Origin of the sequence: Rhodopseudomonas infernalis, assembly GCF_022271405.1 — a bacterium.
GTDB classification, from domain to species: Bacteria; Pseudomonadota; Alphaproteobacteria; order Rhizobiales; family Xanthobacteraceae; genus Rhodopseudomonas; species Rhodopseudomonas infernalis.
Window position 1 is genome coordinate 39195 of sequence record NZ_JAJNAL010000001.1, and the last position, 18010, is coordinate 57204.

Below are 18010 nucleotides of genomic sequence, written 5' to 3' on the forward strand. Positions count from 1 at the left end.
GGGCGCGTCAAGCCCGGCAAACGCCCTAGGTCGTGCTGCTGACCGATTTTCGCCATGATCGGCGCCTAGCGCACCGTCGCGTGGTTCCACGCCATGGTTAACGAATCTTTACGTCTTCTCGTCTAATGGTCGTGGGTACGTTGCCCCCGTCATTTGGTGCCCCATGAAATTGATTTCAGCCTTCGTCGCCTGCGCGGCGCTGCTGGCGGCCTCCAGCGCGTCGGCGGACAGTCGCGTCTTCATCATCGCCAATCAGCCGGACGGCTACGGCATCGACCAGTGCCTGGCGAAAAGCGAGCGCTGCGGCGCGCATGCCGCCCTCGCCTACTGCCAGTCGCGCGAGTTCGCCCAGGCCGTGTCGTATCGCCGGGTCGATCCCGACGAGATCACCGGCGCGGTGCCCAAAACCGCCGGCGTTTCCTGCCGCCGCGGCGGCTGCGACGAATACGTCGCCATCACTTGCCAGCGCTGAGTCGGCGCGTTTTCCCCTGTGGCTCGCCACAGAGACGCCCCGGAAACGACGTGACGATGCCGTGAGAAGCCGGTATGAGGTGCGGCGCCGTCTCGGTTTAACGGATTGCCCGATGGCCTTGCTCCCGCGGGTTTGCTGAGACTGGTCGGCGCCTCGCCGATGTCCCATCCGCTCGGAATTCCCTGAATGCCGGACTTGTTCGAGACCGCCGATCGCTTCCGTCGCAGCCTGCTGGCGGGGGCCGTGCTGGCCGCCATGGCGGCTTGCGGCTCCGCAGCCAACGCCCAGCAAGGCTACCCGCCGCAGGGCGGTGCGCCGCAGGGCGCGGTCAATCCGGTCTGCCCCCGGCTCGAGGCCCAGCTCGCCAGCATCGATCGCGGTGGCGGCGGCGATCCGGCGCGGGCCGATCAGATCCGGCGCTACGAGGATTCGGTCAACCGGCAGCAGGGCGAACTCGACCGTGTCACCATGCAGGCCAAGCGGATGGGCTGCGACAGTTCGGGATTCTTCTCGCTGTTCAACGGCCAGTCGGCGCAGTGCGGACCGGTGAACAACCAGATCCAGCAGATGCGCGGCAACCTCGACCAGATGACGTCGAGCCTGGAGCGTCTGCGTTCCGGCGGTCCCGGCGGCGGCGATCGTGATAATCAGCGCCGCTCCGTGCTGATAGCGCTGGCGCAGAACAATTGCGGCCCGCAATACGCGGCCGCCGTACAGCAACAGGGCGGCGGATTCCTCGACAATCTGTTCCGCGGCAATCAGCCCGCCGCCCCCGGCGCCGGCGCGCCGCTGCCCGACTTCAACACCGACACCGGCACGTTCCGCACGGTGTGCGTGCGCACCTGCGACGGCTATTACTTCCCGATCTCCTTCGCCACCGTGCCGGGCCGCTTCGCCGACGACGAGAAGACCTGCAAGAGCCTGTGCCCGGCGTCCGACGCCGCGCTCTACGCCTACCGCAATCCCGGTCAGGACATGAACCAGGCGGTGTCGATCGCCGGCCAGCCCTACACCTCGCTGCCCGCGGCCTTCCGCTATCGGCAGGCGTTCGACCCGGCCTGCACCTGCAAGGCGGCGAACCAGAGCTGGGCGGACGCGCTGAAAGGCGTCGATGATACGTCTGCGCGCGAGCATGGGGACATCATCGTCACCGAAGAGAGCGCCAAGCGCATGGCGCTGCCGCCAGCGCAGCGCGCCAACGCCCGCAAGGGCAATGCCACCGCGCCTGCCGCAGCCAATGGCGCAGCAGCGGCACAGCCCGATCCCGGCGCGCCGGCGACCGATCCCAACAAGATCCGCACTGTCGGCCCGACCTTCCTGCCCAAGGCGCAGTAACACCGCGCCATCGCCCGAGCGCGCGGCATAGCCCATCCGGGCTATGGCCCGCGCGTTGCGCCTGATCCAGCTTGCAGCCTCTCGCGATTGTCAGAGGAGTTGCAGCATGCGGGTCATCGTTGTCGGCGGCGGCATCGCCGGATTGGGCGCGGCCGATCGGCTACGCGACGACGGCCATGAGGTCGTGCTGCTCGAACAGGACACCGAACCCGGCGGGCGCTGCCGCTCGGTGCTGTGGCATGGGGTGTGGGCGGTCACCGGCGCGTTCGCGTTTCTCGGCGCCGAGAGCAACCTGCGCGACCTCGCCGGCAAGCTCGGCATCGATCAGCCGGGCGACATCGCGGACCTGACGGCGGCGCATCGCTGGAACGTACTGGTGAAGCGCCAGCACAATGTCGGGTTCGGCGCCTTCGACCTGATCAGCGCCGCAAAACACCCGTTCATTCCCTTCGCGGAGAAGGCGCGGCTGCTCGCCACGCTGCCGAAGCTCGGCCAGATCGCCGTCACCGGCGATCCGCGCGATATCACCAGCGCGGCGGCGCTCGACGACGTCAACGCCTGCGAGTATTTCCGCCGCTTCTCGCCGACCTTCGTCGATTACTTCCTGGAGCCCTGCGTGGCGATGTTCTGCGGCTATGGCGAGGACGATTTCTCGCTAGCCTGGACGGCGTGGAGTACGGCCGGACGATTGTCGTGGTCGGGCGACAAGATCTGGAGCTTCAAGGAACGCGGCGCCGGCCGGCTGACCTGGGAGCTCGGCCGCAGCCTAGCCGCCGATCCCCGGGTCGATCTTCGACTCGCGACGAGCGTGGCCGAGGTCCGCACCCACGCTGACGGCGTGGAGGTCGACGCAGCGAGCGATGGGCGTCGTGAGACCCTTCGGGGTGACGCGGTAATCATGGCGGTCCCGGGCAACAAGGTGCCGGCGCTGATGCCGCAGCTCGATGCGGAGCGACGGCGCTTCTTCGACGGCGTCGACTACGCCGGCCACCACATTGTCTACTACCTGCTCGACCGCCCCAAGGACGACCTGCTCGACACCTACGTGCTCCCGGCCGCCGACGGCTTCCGCCGCACCGGCAATCTGCGCTTCACCGACATGGGCGACGGCACCACCTTCGCGCATTCGCAGTGGAAGGATTGGGGGTGCCGGCAGCATGCCGACGCAAGTGACGCCGACCTGCTCACCATCGCCTGGAGCGATGTGGTCGACGCCCTGCCCCAGCTCGCCGAGACGCGGCTGATCGACAGCTTCATCTCGCGCCAGCCCGATGCGATCTGCAAGCGGCCCAAGGGCTATATCCGCGGCCTGCGCCGCTTTCTCGATCTCGGGCCGATGCCGCGCGTCGCGTTCTGCGGCGACTATCTCACCAACAGCACGGTCGGTCAGTCGCATTGGTCGGGGCTGAAGGCCGCGGAGGATCTGATCGCACGCGGCGATTAGTTGCCGTCATTGGCGCGGCGGCCAGATCCCAGCAGCGCGCTCAGCTCGGTGCGATTGCGGGTGCCGGTTTTATCCAGCACCGCGCGCATCTGGTTCTTGATCGTCCACGGACTGCTGCCCAGCATCCGGGCGATCGATTTGTTGGAATGCCCCGCCGCGGCGAGCGTCGCGACTTCGCTCTCGCGCCGCGTCAGCGCGTGCTGCCGGCCGTCGTCGGCCAGCCGCTGCGCCGGGTCGATGCGAGCGGCCAAGCCGCCATACGCCATTTCCAGCAGCGGCAGCAGCGACAACGCCAGCCCTCGATCGCGCTCGTCGAAGTCGCCACGCTGGGCATCGCGTACCAGGCTCAGCGCGCCGACGATCCGGCGGCGGTCGCGTAGCGCCAGCGTCAGCACGAAGGCGGCACCGCAATCGGTCAGCAACGGCTCATCGGGCGGTGCGGCCGGCGTCAGCTCGGACAGCCGCGCGACGCCGTTATCATGGGATGCGGCAACGCGGTCCAGCCAGGTCCGGATCGGATCGCGGGCGCGTACTTCGGCGCAATAATGCGCCTCGCACCAGGACGGCCAGTTGATGAAGTACATCCTGCCGGGCCCGCCGCCGTGTCGGTCGGAGAACACCGCGCGGCTCGCTCCGAACACAGGCCGCAGCGACACCATCGCCGCCTCGGCGAACCCTGCGGGCGTGGCGGGTCGGGACAGATCGGGAGCCAGGTCGGCAGGATCGTGGATCGGCATTCGCGGCTCGCTGTGACTTGTCCGTTTCCAGGATGAGGAGACGGCACGCTGTCGGGCGCTGCGACCATCAAACCGAGTTGCGGCGAACTGCGCAAGACCGCGGCCGGTGGTCGACCGCCAGCCGGGCCAAAAACGGACTTGTGGGAGGTGCCGCTGCCCCCCGGCCGCCGCCCGAAAAACCTTGCGGCAAACCTGTGGCACGCCATTTCAGCCCGAAGAATCCGTTGCGGCGAAACGGTGTCCTCCGCCACAATTCGAACCAGCGGTAATCCCACGAAATTGCCGCCGGGCCGCCGACCAAGCGCCGCATTCGGCGGCGGCAGGCCGGACCGCCTCCGCCACGCGTTCGCACTCGCGATGCGCCGATTACCGGAAGCGGTCGATCTCACTCGAAACGGCATACGCCTGTCATGCGCATCCGCGGTGAAGCCTTCGCGAAGGTGTGGATGGCCGGGCCCTCGCCGCGCGGCTTCGGCCGCGCAGGCGGGACGAGCCCGGTCCTGACGAACAGCGAGTCGTACTCGGCCGCTAACCCGCGATGAGGCGACAGCACCAGGCAAGCCAGTCCGCGTCCTCGAACGAGGACGCGCTTGGCGATTGGCTTCCTTCGCCGGCCGCTTACACCGGGCTGGCCAGCGGCTTGCCCTTTTCGACGATGTAGTTGATCATCAGCCTTGTCTTGCCCGACGACGGCTTGCCGCCGGCGTGCGGCGTGGCGGGCGGGACCTGAAACGCTTCGCCGGCCTTGATGGTCTGTGTCGGCTTCCCCTCGATCGGCAGTTCGATCTCGCCTTCCATCACGTAGGTCGACTCGATCCCCGGGTGGGTATGGCGCCCAACGACCGCTCCGGGATCGAGCGTCACGTCCATGATAATCGTCTCGTACCCCGCCGCGGGGCCATCCGTCCGGCTCAACACCTTGCGCGTGACGCCGTTCGCCGTCGTCGCGGCCGCGCCCTGCGCGAACGCCTCCGTCGCCCCGAACCCGGCGATGGTGCAGATCGCACAGCCGGCGACCGCCGCAAATCCTCGTCGTGTCAGCATGACGTCCTCCCAATCCTTAAAGCCCGTCTGCGCGGGCGTGGGGGAAGTCTGGCAGAGCTGACGATCCTTGGGAAGGAAGTTCTATCAAGATGGTAGTAGCCTCGGCTTCCGAGCTTCCTGATATCCCCGATAGACGATATATTCGTGATAATCATCACGCGCTGGAGGCTGCCGGTGACATCCCGAACCGCCAAGATTTTCACGATCGGCAGCAGTCAGGCCGTCCAACTGCCAGCAGAGTTTTGCTTCGAAGGCAGCGAAGTTTTCGTACGCCGCAATCCGAGGACCGGCGACGTCATCCTGTCGCGAAAGCCGGACTTGTGGGATGGGCTGCTCGCGCTTCACCAGTCGGCAGACGTCCCTGACGACTTCATGGGACCGTCCGACCGCAACCAGCCCCCGCAGGATCGCGATCCGTTCGAAGGATGGAGCGAATGAGCGGCTGGATATTCGATACAAACGTCGCCAGCCGCGTCATCCGAGGCGATCGGCGTGAGATCGTCGAGCGGCTGGTCGCTCTGCCGATCTCGGACATCGTTATCTCGTCGATCACCGAAGGCGAGTTGCTTTACGGTCTGGCCAAGCGCGGCTACCCAGCAACCCTATCCAAACGCGTTCAGGAATTTCTACTCCGCGTCGACGTCCTGCCTTGGGATGACGACGTCACCAAGATCTACGCCGATCTGCGCGCCGCATGCAAAGCCAAAGGCGTCACGCTCGCGCCGCTCGACTTGATGATTGCCGCCCACGCCGCCGCGATCGACGCAACGCTGGCGACGCGGGAAAAGGCGTTTGCGCGGGTACCTCATGCGCTGAGGATCGAGGATTGGGCAGAGCGGGCCTGAATAGGTGGTAGCAAGGCTGCAGAGGAAGGAAATTCTGAGCGAAATGAAAACCAACACCCCAGATTTCAATTTCATCCGAATGACAATTGCTAGGTGTGTCGGGTTCGCTCCCAGTCATCTGAGCCACGCTCTCGGAAGAATACGTCAACCAACCCGGCCAACTTTGCTGCACCGTCCTCGAATGGGAAGTTGTCAATGCCAACAAACATCGGTGCATCCGATGAATGGCGGAGGTTGTAGCCGATTGATCTAGCGGTCAGCATCTTGTTCAAGATTTCGGGCGTCATCTGATAAACGAAATTTATGAGTCCGTTACAATCAACCCGCGACACACGGAGCGCATTCAACGGAATGGTCTCGCGATCAATCAAAAGCTCATCCATTTCCATTAGGAGGATGGTTTCGGATTCTCTGCCTCCAGCGAAAATGACGTAAAAAAACATGTTTCCTCTCGAAGGAAACACAACCATGAATTTTTGCTCTCCATAAATGGTATCCCGTGCGCCTTTCAAATAGAGCATTCCCTCGTAACTCTCGATAGTCCACCTGGCGTTTTTGATACCGTTGTTAACGATGCCAAGGCGCTTTTGAGTTGCAGGGGGCACCTCGAAGATATCGTCCGACGGACAGTCTGAGGCAAGCGAGAATAGCTCAATGTCGACATCCATCGATCGGATATACTCGATCACAGATGCAGACAAAACTTGAGCCTTCTCAGCCGCGCGCGGAGACGCATCATTGAAAGTAAACCGGTGCACGCCATACCGCGAACGACCGGACACGAAACGAAACTCGCCGCCAAGGAAAGCAAGCGCAGCAGCGCTCAGACATTGTCCGTGCAGTGTTTTCTGAAAGTTGCATTCGCGCGGTCCCTTCTTACCGACATGCGTTGTGAGTCCGTGCGCGCGAATAACGCGCCCAAGATCCATTCCGCCGACAAGGCTCCCGCCTGGTGAATCGATAAACAGATCGGATCCGTCAGGGATACGTTCTTCAGCTAAAAGACGCCGGAGGGTCTGGCCATCCTCCAAATCCACTTCGCCCGTCGCATATATATCCCAGCTCAAACCACCTGTCAGTATCGTCACCATATCCGGTCGGAGCGCTTCAAAGAACATAGATGCGACACCAATGCTAAAGTACTCTGCGAATTGATAATAGAAGCGCGCGGCTACGCGCAGCGTTCGACCTCAGGTCCTCCATTTTCTTATTAGGCGAGCGCAAGATCAGCGCGGCGATATTCTCTTGTCGCCAACAACGACGGTGCTGCAGGAGCCCCCACTTGGACCGGGTAGGAGAACGGAGCGACCGAGGCCGATGTTGTGAGTAATTTTTCCTCTCATCCATCTCACCCCTCGAACGCCTCGCTCGAAGCCCTACCCGCCCGCACCACCAGCGCCTCGTCCGGCCTCGCCAACGCTTCCGCCTTGTCGCGGAACCGATTAGTGATCGGATAGCGGCGGTCGCGGCCGAAGTTCTTTCTTGTCACCTTCACGCCCGGCGCGGCCTGGCGGCGTTTGTATTCGGCGATGTTCAACAGCCGATCTATCCGCACCACCGTGTCCTTGTCGAAGCCTTCAGCGACGATGCTGGCCAGCGGCTCCTCGCGCTCGACCAGTCGCTCCAGGATGCCGTCGAGCACGTCGTAGGGCGGCAGCGAGTCCTGATCGGTCTGATCCTCGCGTAGCTCCGCGGTCGGCGGACGGACGATGATGCTCTCCGGAATCACCTCGCCGTCGGGGCCGAGCGCGCCGTCGGGCTTCCAGCGGTTGCGCAAGGTGCACATCCGGAATACCTGCGTTTTATAGATGTCCTTGATCGGGTTGAAGCCGCCGTTCATGTCGCCGTACAGCGTCGCGTAGCCGACGCTCATTTCCGACTTGTTGCCGGTGGTCACCACCATGGCGCCGGTCTTGTTGGAGATCGCCATTAGCAGCGTGCCGCGGGTGCGCGCTTGCAAATTCTCTTCGGTGATGTCGCGCGCAAGCCCTTCGAACGGCTTGGCGAGGATCGCCTCAAAACCTTCGACCGCCTGGGCGATCGGCAGCACCTCGTAGCGGATGCCGAGCAGCGTCGTCAGTTGTGCGGCGTCGTCGAGCGAGATCTGTGCGGTGTAGCGGAACGGCAGCATCACGCCGCGGACCTTGTCGGCGCCGAGCGCGTCGACCGCGATCGCCGCGCACAGCGCCGAGTCGATGCCGCCGGAAATGCCGAGCAGCACGCCGGGAAAGCCGTTCTTGCGGACGTAGTCGCGCAGGCCGAGTACGCAGGCCGCGTAGTCGGCCTCGTCGCCCTCAAGCAACGGCGCCACCGGGCCGTCGCAGCGCCAGCCGGCGGCGCCCTTCTCGAACGACAGCGTGGTGATGGTCTCGGCGAATGCCGGCAGTTGCGCGCCCAGCGTGCGGTCGGCGTTGAGCACGAAGGACGCGCCGTCGAACACCAGCTCGTCCTGCCCGCTGACCTGATTGAGATAGACCAGCGGCAGGTCGCTTTCGGTGACGCGCGCCACCGACACCGACATCCGCAGATCCTGCTTGCCGCGCGCATAGGGCGAGCCGTTCGGCACGATCAGCAGTTCGGCGCCGGTCTCGGCGAGGCATTCGACGACGTTCTCGTAGTCCTCGGACTCTTCCAGCCAGGTGTCCTCGCAGATCGGCACGCCGACCCGCAGGCCGCGGATCGTCACCGGGCCCGACACCGGCCCGCGTGCGAACACGCGCTTCTCGTCGAACACGCCGTAGTTCGGCAGATTGACCTTGAAGCGGAGCGCCGCGATGCGGCCGCCGTCGAGCAGCGCGCAGGCGTTGTACAGCTTGCCGCCCTCGACCCAGGGCGAGCCGATCAGCATCGCCGGCCCGCCATCCGCGGTCTCGCGCGCCAGCTCCTCGATCGCCGAGCGGCACGCCGCCTGGAACGCGGGCTTCAGCACCAGATCCTCCGGCGGATAGCCGGCGATGAACAGTTCAGGGAAAACGATCAGCGCGGCGCCGTCAGCCGCCGCCTGCTTGCGCGCGGCGCGGGCCTTGTCGGCGTTGCCGGCGACATCGCCGACGGTCGGGTTGATCTGGGCGAGCGTGAGGATGAAGCGGGCTGTGTCGGTCATAGACGAGATTTAACGGGCCCCTGCCCGCTCCGCAATCGTGGGGCCTCACTCAGGATGGCTGATCTTCGAATCGTCATCTCCGGCCTGCTGGCGCGGCCGGCTCCCGCTCTAAAACAGGCCGACGCGCTCGCCGAGCGCGAACAGCCAGAGCAGCCCCGCAATTGCCAGCGCGACGCCGACCGCCGCCGAACCCATGTCCTTGACCCGGCCGATCTGCGGATCGTGTTCCGTGGTCAGGCGGTCCGCCAGCTTCTCGATCGCGGTGTTGAGCAGCTCGACCACGATCACCAGCGCCACGACCGCGACGAGCTCGACCCGGCGCGCTGGCGTGGCTCCGATCAGCCAGGCGGCCGGCACCGCGAGGACGAGCGCGGCGAGCTCCTCGCGGACCGCCTGCTCCGAGCGGATCGCGAATTTCAGCCCATGCCACGTGTTGATCGTCGCCCGCCAAACTCTCATCAACGGTTCACGCCTCTGATCCGGGTCGTCACGCCCGCGCCGGCCGCCGGCAGCCTCGTTCCGCATAGGTCAAACATGCGAATGGCCGGGACAGGCCCGGCCATTTGCGAAGCGCGTCGTGATCGCGGCGCCGAACTCACAGCCCCGCCGCCACCGGCAGCGGGTGCGCCTTGCCGACGCGGCCCTGCTTCAACTGGTCCGCGATCAGGAACGCCATGTCGATCGACTGCTCGGCGTTGAGCCGCGGATCGCAGGCGGTGTGATAGCGGTTGTTGAGGTCCTCGTCGGTGATGGCGCGGGCGCCGCCGAGGCACTCGGTGACGTTCTGCCCGGTCATCTCCAGATGCACGCCGCCGGCATGCGTCCCTTCCGCGGCGTGGACCGCGAAGAACGAGCGCACTTCGGACAGGATGCGGTCGAACGGCCGGGTCTTGTAGCCGGAGTTCGACGTGATGGTGTTGCCGTGCATCGGATCGCACGACCACACCACCGTGCGGCCCTCGCGCTGCACGGCGCGGACCATCGCCGGCAGATGCTCGCCGATCTTCTCATGGCCGAACCGGCCGATCAGCGTCAGCCGGCCCGGCTCGTTGTCCGGGTTCAGCACGTCGATCAGCTTGAGCAGTTCGTCGGTCTTCAGCGACGGGCCGCATTTCAGGCCGATCGGATTCTTGATGCCGCGGAAGTACTCGACATGGGCGTGGTCGAGCTGGCGGGTGCGGTCGCCGATCCACAGCATGTGGCCGGAGGTCGCGTACCAATCGCCGGTCGTGGAGTCGACGCGGGTCATCGCCTGCTCGTAGCCGAGCAGCAGCGCTTCGTGGCTGGTGTAGAAATCCGTCGTGCCGAGCGAACTATCGACCGCGAAAGTCAGGCCGCAGGCGCGCATGAAGTCGAGCGCGCCGGAGACGCGATCGGCCAGATCCGCATAGGCCTTCGACTGCGGGCTATCGCTGACCGACTGCAGCATCCAGCGATGCACGTTCTCGACGCTGGCGTAGCCGCCCTTGGCGAAGGCGCGCAGCAGGTTCAGCGTCGCGGCAGACTGCCGATAAGCTTCGAGCTGGCGCCGCGGATCGGGCACGCGGGCCTCTTCGGTGAACGCCACGTCGTTGATGATGTCGCCGCGATAGCTCGGCAGCTCGACGCCGTCACGCTTCTCGACCGGCGCCGAGCGCGGCTTGGCGAACTGACCGGCGATGCGGCCGACCTTCACCACCGGCGACGCGCCGGCGTAAGTCAGCACGATCGCCATCTGCAGGAAGACGCGGAACAGGTCGCGGATGTTGTTGGCACCATGCTCGGCGAAGCTTTCGGCGCAGTCGCCGCCCTGAAGCAGGAAAGCCTCGCCGGCGGCAACGCTGGCCAGCTGCTTCTTCAGGTTGCGTGCCTCACCTGCAAAAACCAGCGGCGGAAACGTCGCGAGCTGCGCCTCGACATCCGCGAGCGCTTTCGCGTCGGGATAGCCCGGCATCTGCTGCACGGGCTTGTTGCGCCAACTATCGGGTGTCCACCGCTCGGACATGAGACCAACTCCTGCGGACCTGCCGCCATATATAGGTGTTCGCGAAGGCCGCGTTATACACAGGCCCGCCCGCCACCGCTAGTTGGAAATCGGCTTCCGGGCACAACCCCTTGAGCGGACGGTCAAATTCACCCCATCGGTGCGATTTCATCCATGCCCGCCGACCGTCTCGGACAAGCCGACCGCCGAGGATGCGACCGGCGGACACAACGGCGCGACCCTACCGGCGAGGCCAAAGGCCGCGAGTGACTGCTGCGATCCTGTGGCTCGCTTCAGGCGGCCCGCGGCCGGCCCCCACTGTCCGGACCGACCACCATCCGAAGCGCTGCCACGCTCGTCGACGAACTCCGGCTCCCCGTGGAGTCGACGTGGTCGTCCGGCTGACCAGAATGATCAAGTCGCCGGCTCAGCTCGCACACCAGCAGCAGCCGCAAACAGATATTCGCCCGAACTATCCAACTACCATTCTGTTCGGCCAACAACTAATCACCGCGGTGACGACTACTCAATTGCTGCGCCTGCTGCACACCGCCTTAAGACTCTTCGATTACGTGTCGACCATTGGACTGACGCATGCATTTGATTTCAGACTGTTGGTGCATCGATGTATTCGGACATCGCGTTTTCGCTTGGTGCGATCTACGGGCTACTTCTCATCCATGAGCTTGGCCATCTTGCCGCCGCGCGCGCTGTCGGCCTTCGCGTTCACCGACTGACGCTCGGCGTCGGGCCTCAGCTATTCGGATTTCATGGACCGGCGGGGCTTTACTGTACGATCGCTCTGCTACCGATCGGCAGCGCGTGCGTGCTCGGCGATTCCGGCGCGGTGCCGCGACGTTCCGCGAATCAAACCTCTGCAGCGACTTCGATCGGCAAACGCGCCATCATCTATGCGGCGGGGCCGGTCTGCAATCTGGGCCTAGCTGCCGTGCTGGTGTTGGGGGCGAGTTGGACCCACGACGATTTCTCGCTGTCCTGGGCGCTGCAGGCGGATGCAGCAGCAATCACTCTCATTGCCGGCACGTCCCTATTGATCGGTCTGTTCAATCTTCTGCCGATCCCGCCGCTCGACGGCGGATGGCTGGCACTGCTCGTCCTTGAAGCCTGTCGTGGCGCCCCGCTCGACAGCTCCAGCGCAGCGCGTCTTCAGCGCGTCGGCAGCGGCCTGATCGCCGGCGCGAGCGTTCTGCTCATCGGCAGCTTCGCCCTCCGCTATTGGCATCTCCTCTAGCACGTCGCCGTCCCGTACTGGACGCAATCCCGCACATTGGTCTGTCGAGGCTTGGTGTAGGCTTCGTTCGTCAGATCGATGCCGGCTTTGGCCATGACGTAGCCGAACATCGGCACGTATTTGTAAGTCGTCTCGCTCTTCACGAGATAGAACGGATAATGCGGAGCGACCTGCAGCGCATCCGGCACGGTCACCGAATCCCCGTCTTTAAGACTGGACGCCGCCAACGACTCCTTCCCCGAACTGTCGAAGATCACCGCCCTGCTCCAATGGATCGTCGTGGTGATCTTGTTATTGGCATCCTTGGCGACCTTGATTTGCGAAATCGTCGCCTTCAACGGATCGATCGCCTGCGGCGACATCACTTGGCCGCCGATCGCGAAGATCACCTTCAATCCGGCATCGTCGATGGAGTCGCCACGTGAGACCAGATCGGAAAAGGTGCGGGTCGCCATTGTCAGACGACGCTTGGCCACAAATCCCGAGGTGACCTCGATGACACCGAACAGCAGCACCAGCATGATCGGCAGCGCCATCGCGAATTCGACCGCGGCGATGCCGCAGGCGTCGACGGCGAACCGCCGAAACGACCGATCAGAGCTTGACCTCGCCATATCTTTCACGACCAACCTCAAAACGGCTCGTTGCGGAATGCGAGCGTCGTCGAAAGCAGGCGTTTGCTGCCCGAGAGGTTGGCGATGTTGTAGCCCAGGCCGGTCACGACCAGCGGCCACTGATAGAACAACCGAACAACCACGACGTCGCCTGCATTACCGGTCGTGAAGCCGAAGTCTTTCGTCACGAGCTTGCCGTCGACGATCGGGCTGGTTGGCGTCGGAGGGCTGCCGAGCCCGTAACTTTTGACGTCGATCGCGAGTCCGCCGCAGTCGAACAGCGGTGGTATGCGTTTGCACACATCCGATTTGAAAGATTCGGCGGTGATGGCCGGAGATTTCCTCTGGCCGGTGAGGACCAGACGTGCCGCATCCTCCGTCGCATTGTCCAGCACCTGCCCGGCCAAAAACACCAGTCCGGTTTCCAGAATGGCGAACAGCAACGCGAAGAACGGCGGCGCAACCAGAGCGAACTCGACCGCGGCGGAGCCGGTGCGATTGCTGAAAAAACAGGCGAGACTCCGGCCTCGAGGGCATCGCATCAACAAGTGTCGGACCATGCCTGAACTCTCTCTTCCTAGGGGATCTCGCGTTGCGATCCAAATCGCCGAACGCGGTAGTGCCGATTCGCCCAGCTACTGCGCCACCCGCAGCTTTCGCATCGACGCCGCAATTTCCTCGAATGCGCCAGTCATCTGCTCAGCGTTGGTCAACGCGAAGAACTTGCTTTCCCCGCTGGCGCAGGTTTTCAGCACCGGCCGGCTCGGACCGTTATCGGTGTTGACGTCGACCGTGTAGATCAAGGTGCCGTTGTCGGCCTTGATGGCGTCGCAGAGGTACTGCTGCCGAGTATCGACCTCGGAACAGAGGGACGTCCCGTTGCACTTCTTTCCTTTGTTCTTGTCGTCGTAGTAGGAGTTTCCGGTATTCTCGCCGTCGGTCAGCAGGACGATCGCGGTCAGGTACTGTGAGTTGGGGTCCTTGGGCGGCGCGGCGAACGGCGCCGCGGACCGCAACGTCCACCAGGCCCAGAATAGCCCGACCGGCTGATTGGTGCCGCCGAGGGCGACCATCGAGTCGATTCCGGTATTGATCGCATCGAAATCATAGGTCAGCGGCAGCAATGGCTGCAGCGTCGTGCAGGCATCTACATTCTTCTTGCCGTTGCTCGTGATGTAGAGCTCCGGCGGAAAATTGCCGGAGGCCGCTGCGGAAATATCGTCCGGTTCTGCGCGGTCCTTGACGCAGCCAGTCCAGCTCGCGTGCGACTTGCCCTGAGTCTCGCTACCTGCCCGGTCCCACCACGACCAGTCGAGATAGGGACTCGTCGTTGCGGAGTTGCCGATATTGACGACCCAGTGGAACGGCACCAGCGAGATGTACACATCGCCATTCGCCACCACGGTTTCTCTCAACCGCGCGACCAGGATCTTCGCGGCCTTCTTCAACTCGACCAGCTTCTTCGATTTATCCATCGAGCCAGTATTGTCGAGTGCGAGCGCGACTCGCAGCTTCATGCTGGCCCATGTGGTGGTGGAAGATGTCCCGATATCCATTTTGTTGAAACCCACCACCTTCATGAAGGTGGTCGGCAACTGACCGGCCCCGGTGATGACCAGCTTGCCGGGCGTCGTGCCGCTCTGCGCCGTGTAGGCCGTGGCGATGGTGACGCCGGTGACCTCGTCGTGCTTGTACAACGCCGCGAAGACCGCGGCGGCGCGCGCGTTCAGGTCGGAGGACGTTGCAGCCTCTTTCGCAATCATCAGGCTGGTCGAATCGAGCGCCGCCTGCATCGCGCTGCGCGCGCTGCTGGCGCGCGAAAAATCGACGGCCACACCGACAAAGGACAGCATCGGCAGCGCCATGATGGCGAAGATCACCGCGATATTCCCGCGGTCGTCGCAGGCGAGATGGCGCCATGCCTGGGAAACACGGTCAAGAAGATCAACACGCATCACGCGCATCTCCGCCCACATTCCCTTCCACGGGTACATCGGACGAGTAAATGCCGCTTGAATCGGATCGCCTAAACGGGAAACATTTGGCCGAACTAATCGAAAGACCAAGTCCTACGCACTACTGAGGTAGTGCAGCTTAACTACATACCGGTGCAGGTAGTTCTGCGAGTGAAACGCCTCGGGATATTACCGTCAACGGCACGTGCCGCGTGGGTACGATCGGTGCGAACGGGGCGTCAGATCAGCGAGGTGAACGCGGACGCGTGAGACCGACTCACTCCGCGGCTTCGAGGCCGTAGCGGGCGGTCGGGGTCCGCATCGTCACCAGCTCTTCGGCGGCCGTCGGATGCAGCGCCATGGTGGCGTCGAAGTCGGCCTTGGTGGCCTTCATCTTCACGGCGATCGCCAGCACCTGCACCATCTCGCCCGCCTCCGGGCCGACGATGTGGCAGCCCACGACCCGGTCGGTGGCGCCATCGACCACCAGCTTCATCAGCGTGCGGATCTGGCTGCCCGATACCGTCGCTTTCAGCGGCCGGAAGTCGGTCTTGTAGATATCGACGCGGGGGTACAGCGCGCGGGCCTGGGACTCGCTCAGGCCGACGGTGCCGACCTCCGGCTGCGAGAACACCGCGGTCGGGATGTTGGTGTAATCGACCTGTGCCGGCCGATTGCCGAACACGGTGTCGGCGAAGGCATGGCCTTCTCGGATCGCCACCGGCGTCAGGTTGATCCGATGGGTGACGTCGCCGATCGCATAGATGTGCGGGATGCTGGTCTGGCAGAATTCGTTGACGGCGATGCCGCCGTTGTCCGGATTGATCGCCACGCCGGCCTTCTCGAGCCCGAGATTGGCGACGTTGGGATGGCGGCCGATCGCGAACAGCACCTGATCGGATGCGACGCTGGAGCCGCTCGACAGATGCGAGACGTACTCCTCGCCCGGCTTCTCGACCCGCGCCACGGTGCAGCCGGTCAGGATGGTGATCCCGGCCCGCTCCATCTCGGCGCGGACGTGAGCGCGGACATCCTCGTCGAACCCGCGCAGGATATTGTCGCCGCGATACACCACCGTGACGTCGCTGCCGAGGCCGGCAAAGATGCAGGCGAATTCCAGCGCGATGTAGCCGCCGCCCTGGATCAGGATGCGCTTCGGCTGCTGCTTGAGATGGAAAACTTCGTTCGACGAGATGACGTGCTCGATACCCGGGATCATCGTGCCGTGATTGGGCGCGCCGCCGGTCGCGATCAGCACGTGCTGAGCCCGGATAAACTCGCCGGTCGACAGCCGCAGGGTGTGCGGGTCCTCGAAAACAGCGCGCGCCTTGATGGTCCGCGCGCCGGTTTTCTCGACATTGGTGGCGTAGATATTTTCGAGCCGCGCGATCTCCGTGTCGATATTTTTGATCAGCGTCGGCCAGTCGAAACGTGCTTCGGGAATCGTCCAGCCGAAACCCGCGGCATCGCGGATTTCGTCGTGTATGTGCGAGGCGTGGACCATCAGTTTCTTCGGCACACAGCCGCGGATCACGCAGGTGCCGCCGAAGCGATACTCCTCGGCGACCATCACGCGAGCGCCGTGGCCGGCCGCGATCCGGGCAGCGCGCACGCCGCCGGAGCCACCGCCGATGACGAACAGATCTGTGTCGAAGTCGGTCATGACATGTTCGCCCAGACGCCTGATAAGGGGTAGCTCGAAATTTAGTGCCCGTCTTTGCGAGGAGCACCCGGATCGACGCTTCGCGTCGTCCGAGTGCAGGCTCCGCGACGAAGCAATCCAGCGCAGCGCGCGGCGCCTCTGGATTGCTTCGCGGAGCCTGTCATCGGGCCGGCCGAAGGCCGGACCCGCTCGCTCGCAATGACGAGAGAAGCCGGCGGCTTCAGCCGTGCATCAGATAGCCTTGCCACGCTTGCGCATTTCGGTGCGGAACTGGCCGTTGACTTCCTCGGCGAAGGTCTGCGCCCACTGGTTCATGTACTGCATGCTCGCGGAGATCGCCTTGGGCTCCTCGTTCAGCAGCTTCTGGCCGAGCGGCGTCTTGTAGAACGCCACCAGATCCTTCAGCTCCTGCTCGGTGAAGTCCTGCGCGTAGATCTTGGCCATGCCGTCGCCGATTTCCTTCTCGCGGCCCGCCAGATTCTTCACCACCACCTCGGCGACTTCCTTGAGATCCTTCTGGTAGTTCAGATTGGACTGCATCAGGGAGTCCATGGTGCGCTGGACGATGTTCGGCACCGCGCTGGCATAGATGGTGTTGGCACGCTTCAGCTCCAGGATCTCCTTGGCAGCAGCGATGGCGGCCGGGGTCGGCGGCTTGGCCTGCGCCATCGCCTGCCCCGCGGACAGCGCGAGGCCGAGCGACAGGCCGGCGGCCAGCAACGCTTTCGACAGATACTTCATGTGCAAGTCTCCAGGATTTGGGCGCTACGCCCGTTCGACGGTTCGAATTCCTTCGGCGCCCGCGAGCACCACGGTGCTGGCGATGCCGATAAACAATCCATGCTCGACTACGCCTGGAATCGCGGCCAACAAACGGGCCAGGCGAGGAGCATCAGGGATTCGCCCGAGATGGGCGTCGACGATCCAGTGGCCACCATCGGTGACGAAAGCATGGCCGTCCTTGCCACGCCGAAGCTTTAATTCGCCGGAAGCGCCCACTTGGGTGCAGGCATTGTCGATCGCCCGGCGGGTCGCCGCGAGACCGAAGGGGATCACCTCCACCGGCAACGGGAAACGGCCGAGCTGCTCGACCCACTTCGATTCATCGGCAATCACGATCATGCGATCGGACGCGGCGGCGACGATCTTCTCGCGCAGCAGGGCGCCGCCGCCGCCCTTGATCAGATCGAGCCGGACATCCACCTCGTCGGCGCCATCGACCGTCAGGTCGAGGTGGTCGATTTCGTCCAGCGTGGTCAGCCGGATGCCGCATCGCTCGGCATCGGCGCGCGTCGCTTCCGACGTCGGCACCCCGATGACGTCGAGCCCGCCGCGCACCTTCTCGCCCAGCAATTCGACGAAATGCTTGGCAGTCGAGCCGGTGCCGAGACCAAGCTTCATACCGCTGCGCACCTCTTCCAGAGCCCGCGCGGCCGCTTGCCGCTTCAGATCTTCTCTATCCATCGGAAATCACCCCGCTCCGCGCGTCCCCCGCGGCGCGGCATATCTAGCGGCGTTTTGGGGAGAACAACAGGGTGGATTCCAGTCGCTGACCGGCAGCAGCAGGTTGCAGAAATCTGCCG

18 protein-coding genes are annotated in these 18010 nt (G+C 64.3%); 6 read left to right on the plus strand and 12 right to left on the minus strand.

Annotated features, from left to right (window positions below; genetic code table 11):
* Positions 1-163: 163 nt before the first annotated feature.
* The 3 genes from LPW26_RS00185 to LPW26_RS00195 all read left to right on the plus strand — a co-directional run bounded on the left by LPW26_RS00185 (position 164) and on the right by LPW26_RS00195 (position 3251).
* Positions 164-472 carry a hypothetical protein gene (locus LPW26_RS00185; protein ID WP_238732215.1) on the plus strand — a complete coding sequence of 103 codons (309 nt, stop codon included), beginning with the start codon at positions 164-166 and terminating at the stop codon, positions 470-472.
* A 186-nt stretch (positions 473-658) separates the two neighbouring features.
* Positions 659-1807, plus strand: a complete 1149-nt coding sequence (locus tag LPW26_RS00190; RefSeq protein ID WP_238732216.1) for a DUF2865 domain-containing protein — start codon at positions 659-661, stop codon at positions 1805-1807.
* 106 nt (positions 1808-1913) lie between these two features.
* Positions 1914-3251, plus strand: coding sequence for an FAD-dependent oxidoreductase (locus LPW26_RS00195; protein ID WP_238732217.1), 1338 nt, complete (start codon positions 1914-1916; stop codon positions 3249-3251).
* Here LPW26_RS00195 and LPW26_RS00200 read toward each other — a convergent pair.
* Together LPW26_RS00200 and LPW26_RS00205 are read right to left on the minus strand one after the other, a co-directional pair.
* Positions 3248-3988 (minus strand): helix-turn-helix transcriptional regulator, encoded by a 741-nt coding sequence (locus LPW26_RS00200; RefSeq protein ID WP_238732218.1) that lies wholly within the window; start codon positions 3986-3988, stop codon positions 3248-3250. The genes LPW26_RS00195 and LPW26_RS00200 overlap by 4 nt on opposite strands.
* Before the next feature lie 618 nt (positions 3989-4606).
* Positions 4607-5032: a cupin domain-containing protein gene (locus tag LPW26_RS00205; protein WP_238732219.1), complete on the minus strand. Its 426-nt coding sequence runs from the start codon at positions 5030-5032 to the stop codon at positions 4607-4609.
* A 174-nt stretch (positions 5033-5206) separates the two neighbouring features.
* Here LPW26_RS00205 and LPW26_RS00210 point away from each other — a divergent pair, with 174 nt between their 5' ends.
* Entirely contained in the window at positions 5207-5470 is a 264-nt protein-coding gene (locus LPW26_RS00210) for an antitoxin (RefSeq protein WP_238732220.1), read from the plus strand.
* On the plus strand, positions 5467-5877 hold the full coding sequence (locus LPW26_RS00215) for a type II toxin-antitoxin system VapC family toxin (RefSeq protein ID WP_238732221.1): 411 nt from the start codon (positions 5467-5469) through the stop codon (positions 5875-5877). Before LPW26_RS00210 ends, LPW26_RS00215 begins: the two co-directional genes overlap by 4 nt.
* An 89-nt stretch (positions 5878-5966) precedes the next feature.
* Here LPW26_RS00215 and LPW26_RS00220 read toward each other — a convergent pair whose 3' ends face one another.
* The 4 genes from LPW26_RS00220 to LPW26_RS00235 all read right to left on the minus strand — a co-directional run bounded on the left by LPW26_RS00220 (position 5967) and on the right by LPW26_RS00235 (position 10964).
* Positions 5967-6995 (minus strand): COG3904 family protein, encoded by a 1029-nt coding sequence (locus LPW26_RS00220; RefSeq protein ID WP_238732222.1) that lies wholly within the window; start codon positions 6993-6995, stop codon positions 5967-5969.
* 230 nt (positions 6996-7225) lie between these two features.
* Positions 7226-8980, minus strand: coding sequence for an NAD+ synthase (locus LPW26_RS00225; RefSeq protein WP_238732223.1), 1755 nt, complete (start codon positions 8978-8980; stop codon positions 7226-7228).
* 108 nt (positions 8981-9088) lie between these two features.
* Positions 9089-9442: a diacylglycerol kinase gene (locus LPW26_RS00230; RefSeq protein ID WP_238732224.1), complete on the minus strand. Its 354-nt coding sequence runs from the start codon at positions 9440-9442 to the stop codon at positions 9089-9091.
* A gap of 133 nt (positions 9443-9575) precedes the next feature.
* A complete protein-coding gene (locus LPW26_RS00235; protein WP_238732225.1) occupies positions 9576-10964 on the minus strand; it encodes a class II 3-deoxy-7-phosphoheptulonate synthase in 1389 nt (462 codons plus the stop codon).
* Between the two features lie 604 nt (positions 10965-11568).
* Here LPW26_RS00235 and LPW26_RS00240 point away from each other — a divergent pair.
* Positions 11569-12195 carry a site-2 protease family protein gene (locus LPW26_RS00240; RefSeq protein WP_238732226.1) on the plus strand — a complete coding sequence of 209 codons (627 nt, stop codon included), beginning with the start codon at positions 11569-11571 and terminating at the stop codon, positions 12193-12195.
* Here LPW26_RS00240 and LPW26_RS00245 read toward each other — a convergent pair.
* The 6 genes from LPW26_RS00245 to rpiA all read right to left on the minus strand — a co-directional run bounded on the left by LPW26_RS00245 (position 12192) and on the right by rpiA (position 17891).
* The gene (locus LPW26_RS00245) at positions 12192-12809 is read right to left on the minus strand and encodes a TadE/TadG family type IV pilus assembly protein (protein ID WP_238732227.1); all 618 of its coding nucleotides are present in this window, start codon (positions 12807-12809) and stop codon (positions 12192-12194) included. The genes LPW26_RS00240 and LPW26_RS00245 overlap by 4 nt on opposite strands.
* A 17-nt stretch (positions 12810-12826) precedes the next feature.
* Positions 12827-13369 (minus strand): TadE/TadG family type IV pilus assembly protein, encoded by a 543-nt coding sequence (locus LPW26_RS00250; protein WP_238732228.1) that lies wholly within the window; start codon positions 13367-13369, stop codon positions 12827-12829.
* 75 nt (positions 13370-13444) lie between these two features.
* Positions 13445-14764, minus strand: a complete 1320-nt coding sequence (locus LPW26_RS00255) for a TadE/TadG family type IV pilus assembly protein (RefSeq protein ID WP_238732229.1) — start codon at positions 14762-14764, stop codon at positions 13445-13447.
* Between the two features lie 277 nt (positions 14765-15041).
* A complete protein-coding gene (gene gor, locus LPW26_RS00260; protein WP_238732230.1) occupies positions 15042-16427 on the minus strand; it encodes a glutathione-disulfide reductase in 1386 nt (461 codons plus the stop codon).
* A gap of 231 nt (positions 16428-16658) precedes the next feature.
* Entirely contained in the window at positions 16659-17168 is a 510-nt protein-coding gene (locus LPW26_RS00265; protein WP_238732231.1) for a DUF2059 domain-containing protein, read from the minus strand.
* A gap of 24 nt (positions 17169-17192) precedes the next feature.
* Positions 17193-17891, minus strand: a complete 699-nt coding sequence (gene rpiA, locus LPW26_RS00270; protein WP_238732232.1) for a ribose-5-phosphate isomerase RpiA — start codon at positions 17889-17891, stop codon at positions 17193-17195.
* Between the last annotated feature and the right edge of the window lie 119 nt (positions 17892-18010).

Coding starts and splice junctions, on each gene's coding strand:
- LPW26_RS00200 (WP_238732218.1), bottom strand. CDS start 3,988: ATGCCGATCCACGATCCTGCCGACCTGGCTCCCGATCTGTCCCGACCC.
- gor (WP_238732230.1), bottom strand. CDS start 16,427: ATGACCGACTTCGACACAGATCTGTTCGTCATCGGCGGTGGCTCCGGC.
- LPW26_RS00220 (WP_238732222.1), bottom strand. CDS start 6,995: ATGTTCTTTGAAGCGCTCCGACCGGATATGGTGACGATACTGACAGGT.
- LPW26_RS00235 (WP_238732225.1), bottom strand. CDS start 10,964: ATGTCCGAGCGGTGGACACCCGATAGTTGGCGCAACAAGCCCGTGCAG.
- LPW26_RS00205 (WP_238732219.1), bottom strand. CDS start 5,032: ATGCTGACACGACGAGGATTTGCGGCGGTCGCCGGCTGTGCGATCTGC.
- LPW26_RS00240 (WP_238732226.1), top strand. CDS start 11,569: ATGTATTCGGACATCGCGTTTTCGCTTGGTGCGATCTACGGGCTACTT.
- LPW26_RS00245 (WP_238732227.1), bottom strand. CDS start 12,809: ATGGCGAGGTCAAGCTCTGATCGGTCGTTTCGGCGGTTCGCCGTCGAC.
- LPW26_RS00255 (WP_238732229.1), bottom strand. CDS start 14,764: ATGCGTGTTGATCTTCTTGACCGTGTTTCCCAGGCATGGCGCCATCTC.
- LPW26_RS00225 (WP_238732223.1), bottom strand. CDS start 8,980: ATGACCGACACAGCCCGCTTCATCCTCACGCTCGCCCAGATCAACCCG.
- LPW26_RS00190 (WP_238732216.1), top strand. CDS start 659: ATGCCGGACTTGTTCGAGACCGCCGATCGCTTCCGTCGCAGCCTGCTG.
- LPW26_RS00215 (WP_238732221.1), top strand. CDS start 5,467: ATGAGCGGCTGGATATTCGATACAAACGTCGCCAGCCGCGTCATCCGA.
- LPW26_RS00195 (WP_238732217.1), top strand. CDS start 1,914: ATGCGGGTCATCGTTGTCGGCGGCGGCATCGCCGGATTGGGCGCGGCC.
- LPW26_RS00265 (WP_238732231.1), bottom strand. CDS start 17,168: ATGAAGTATCTGTCGAAAGCGTTGCTGGCCGCCGGCCTGTCGCTCGGC.
- LPW26_RS00185 (WP_238732215.1), top strand. CDS start 164: ATGAAATTGATTTCAGCCTTCGTCGCCTGCGCGGCGCTGCTGGCGGCC.
- LPW26_RS00250 (WP_238732228.1), bottom strand. CDS start 13,369: ATGGTCCGACACTTGTTGATGCGATGCCCTCGAGGCCGGAGTCTCGCC.
- rpiA (WP_238732232.1), bottom strand. CDS start 17,891: ATGGATAGAGAAGATCTGAAGCGGCAAGCGGCCGCGCGGGCTCTGGAA.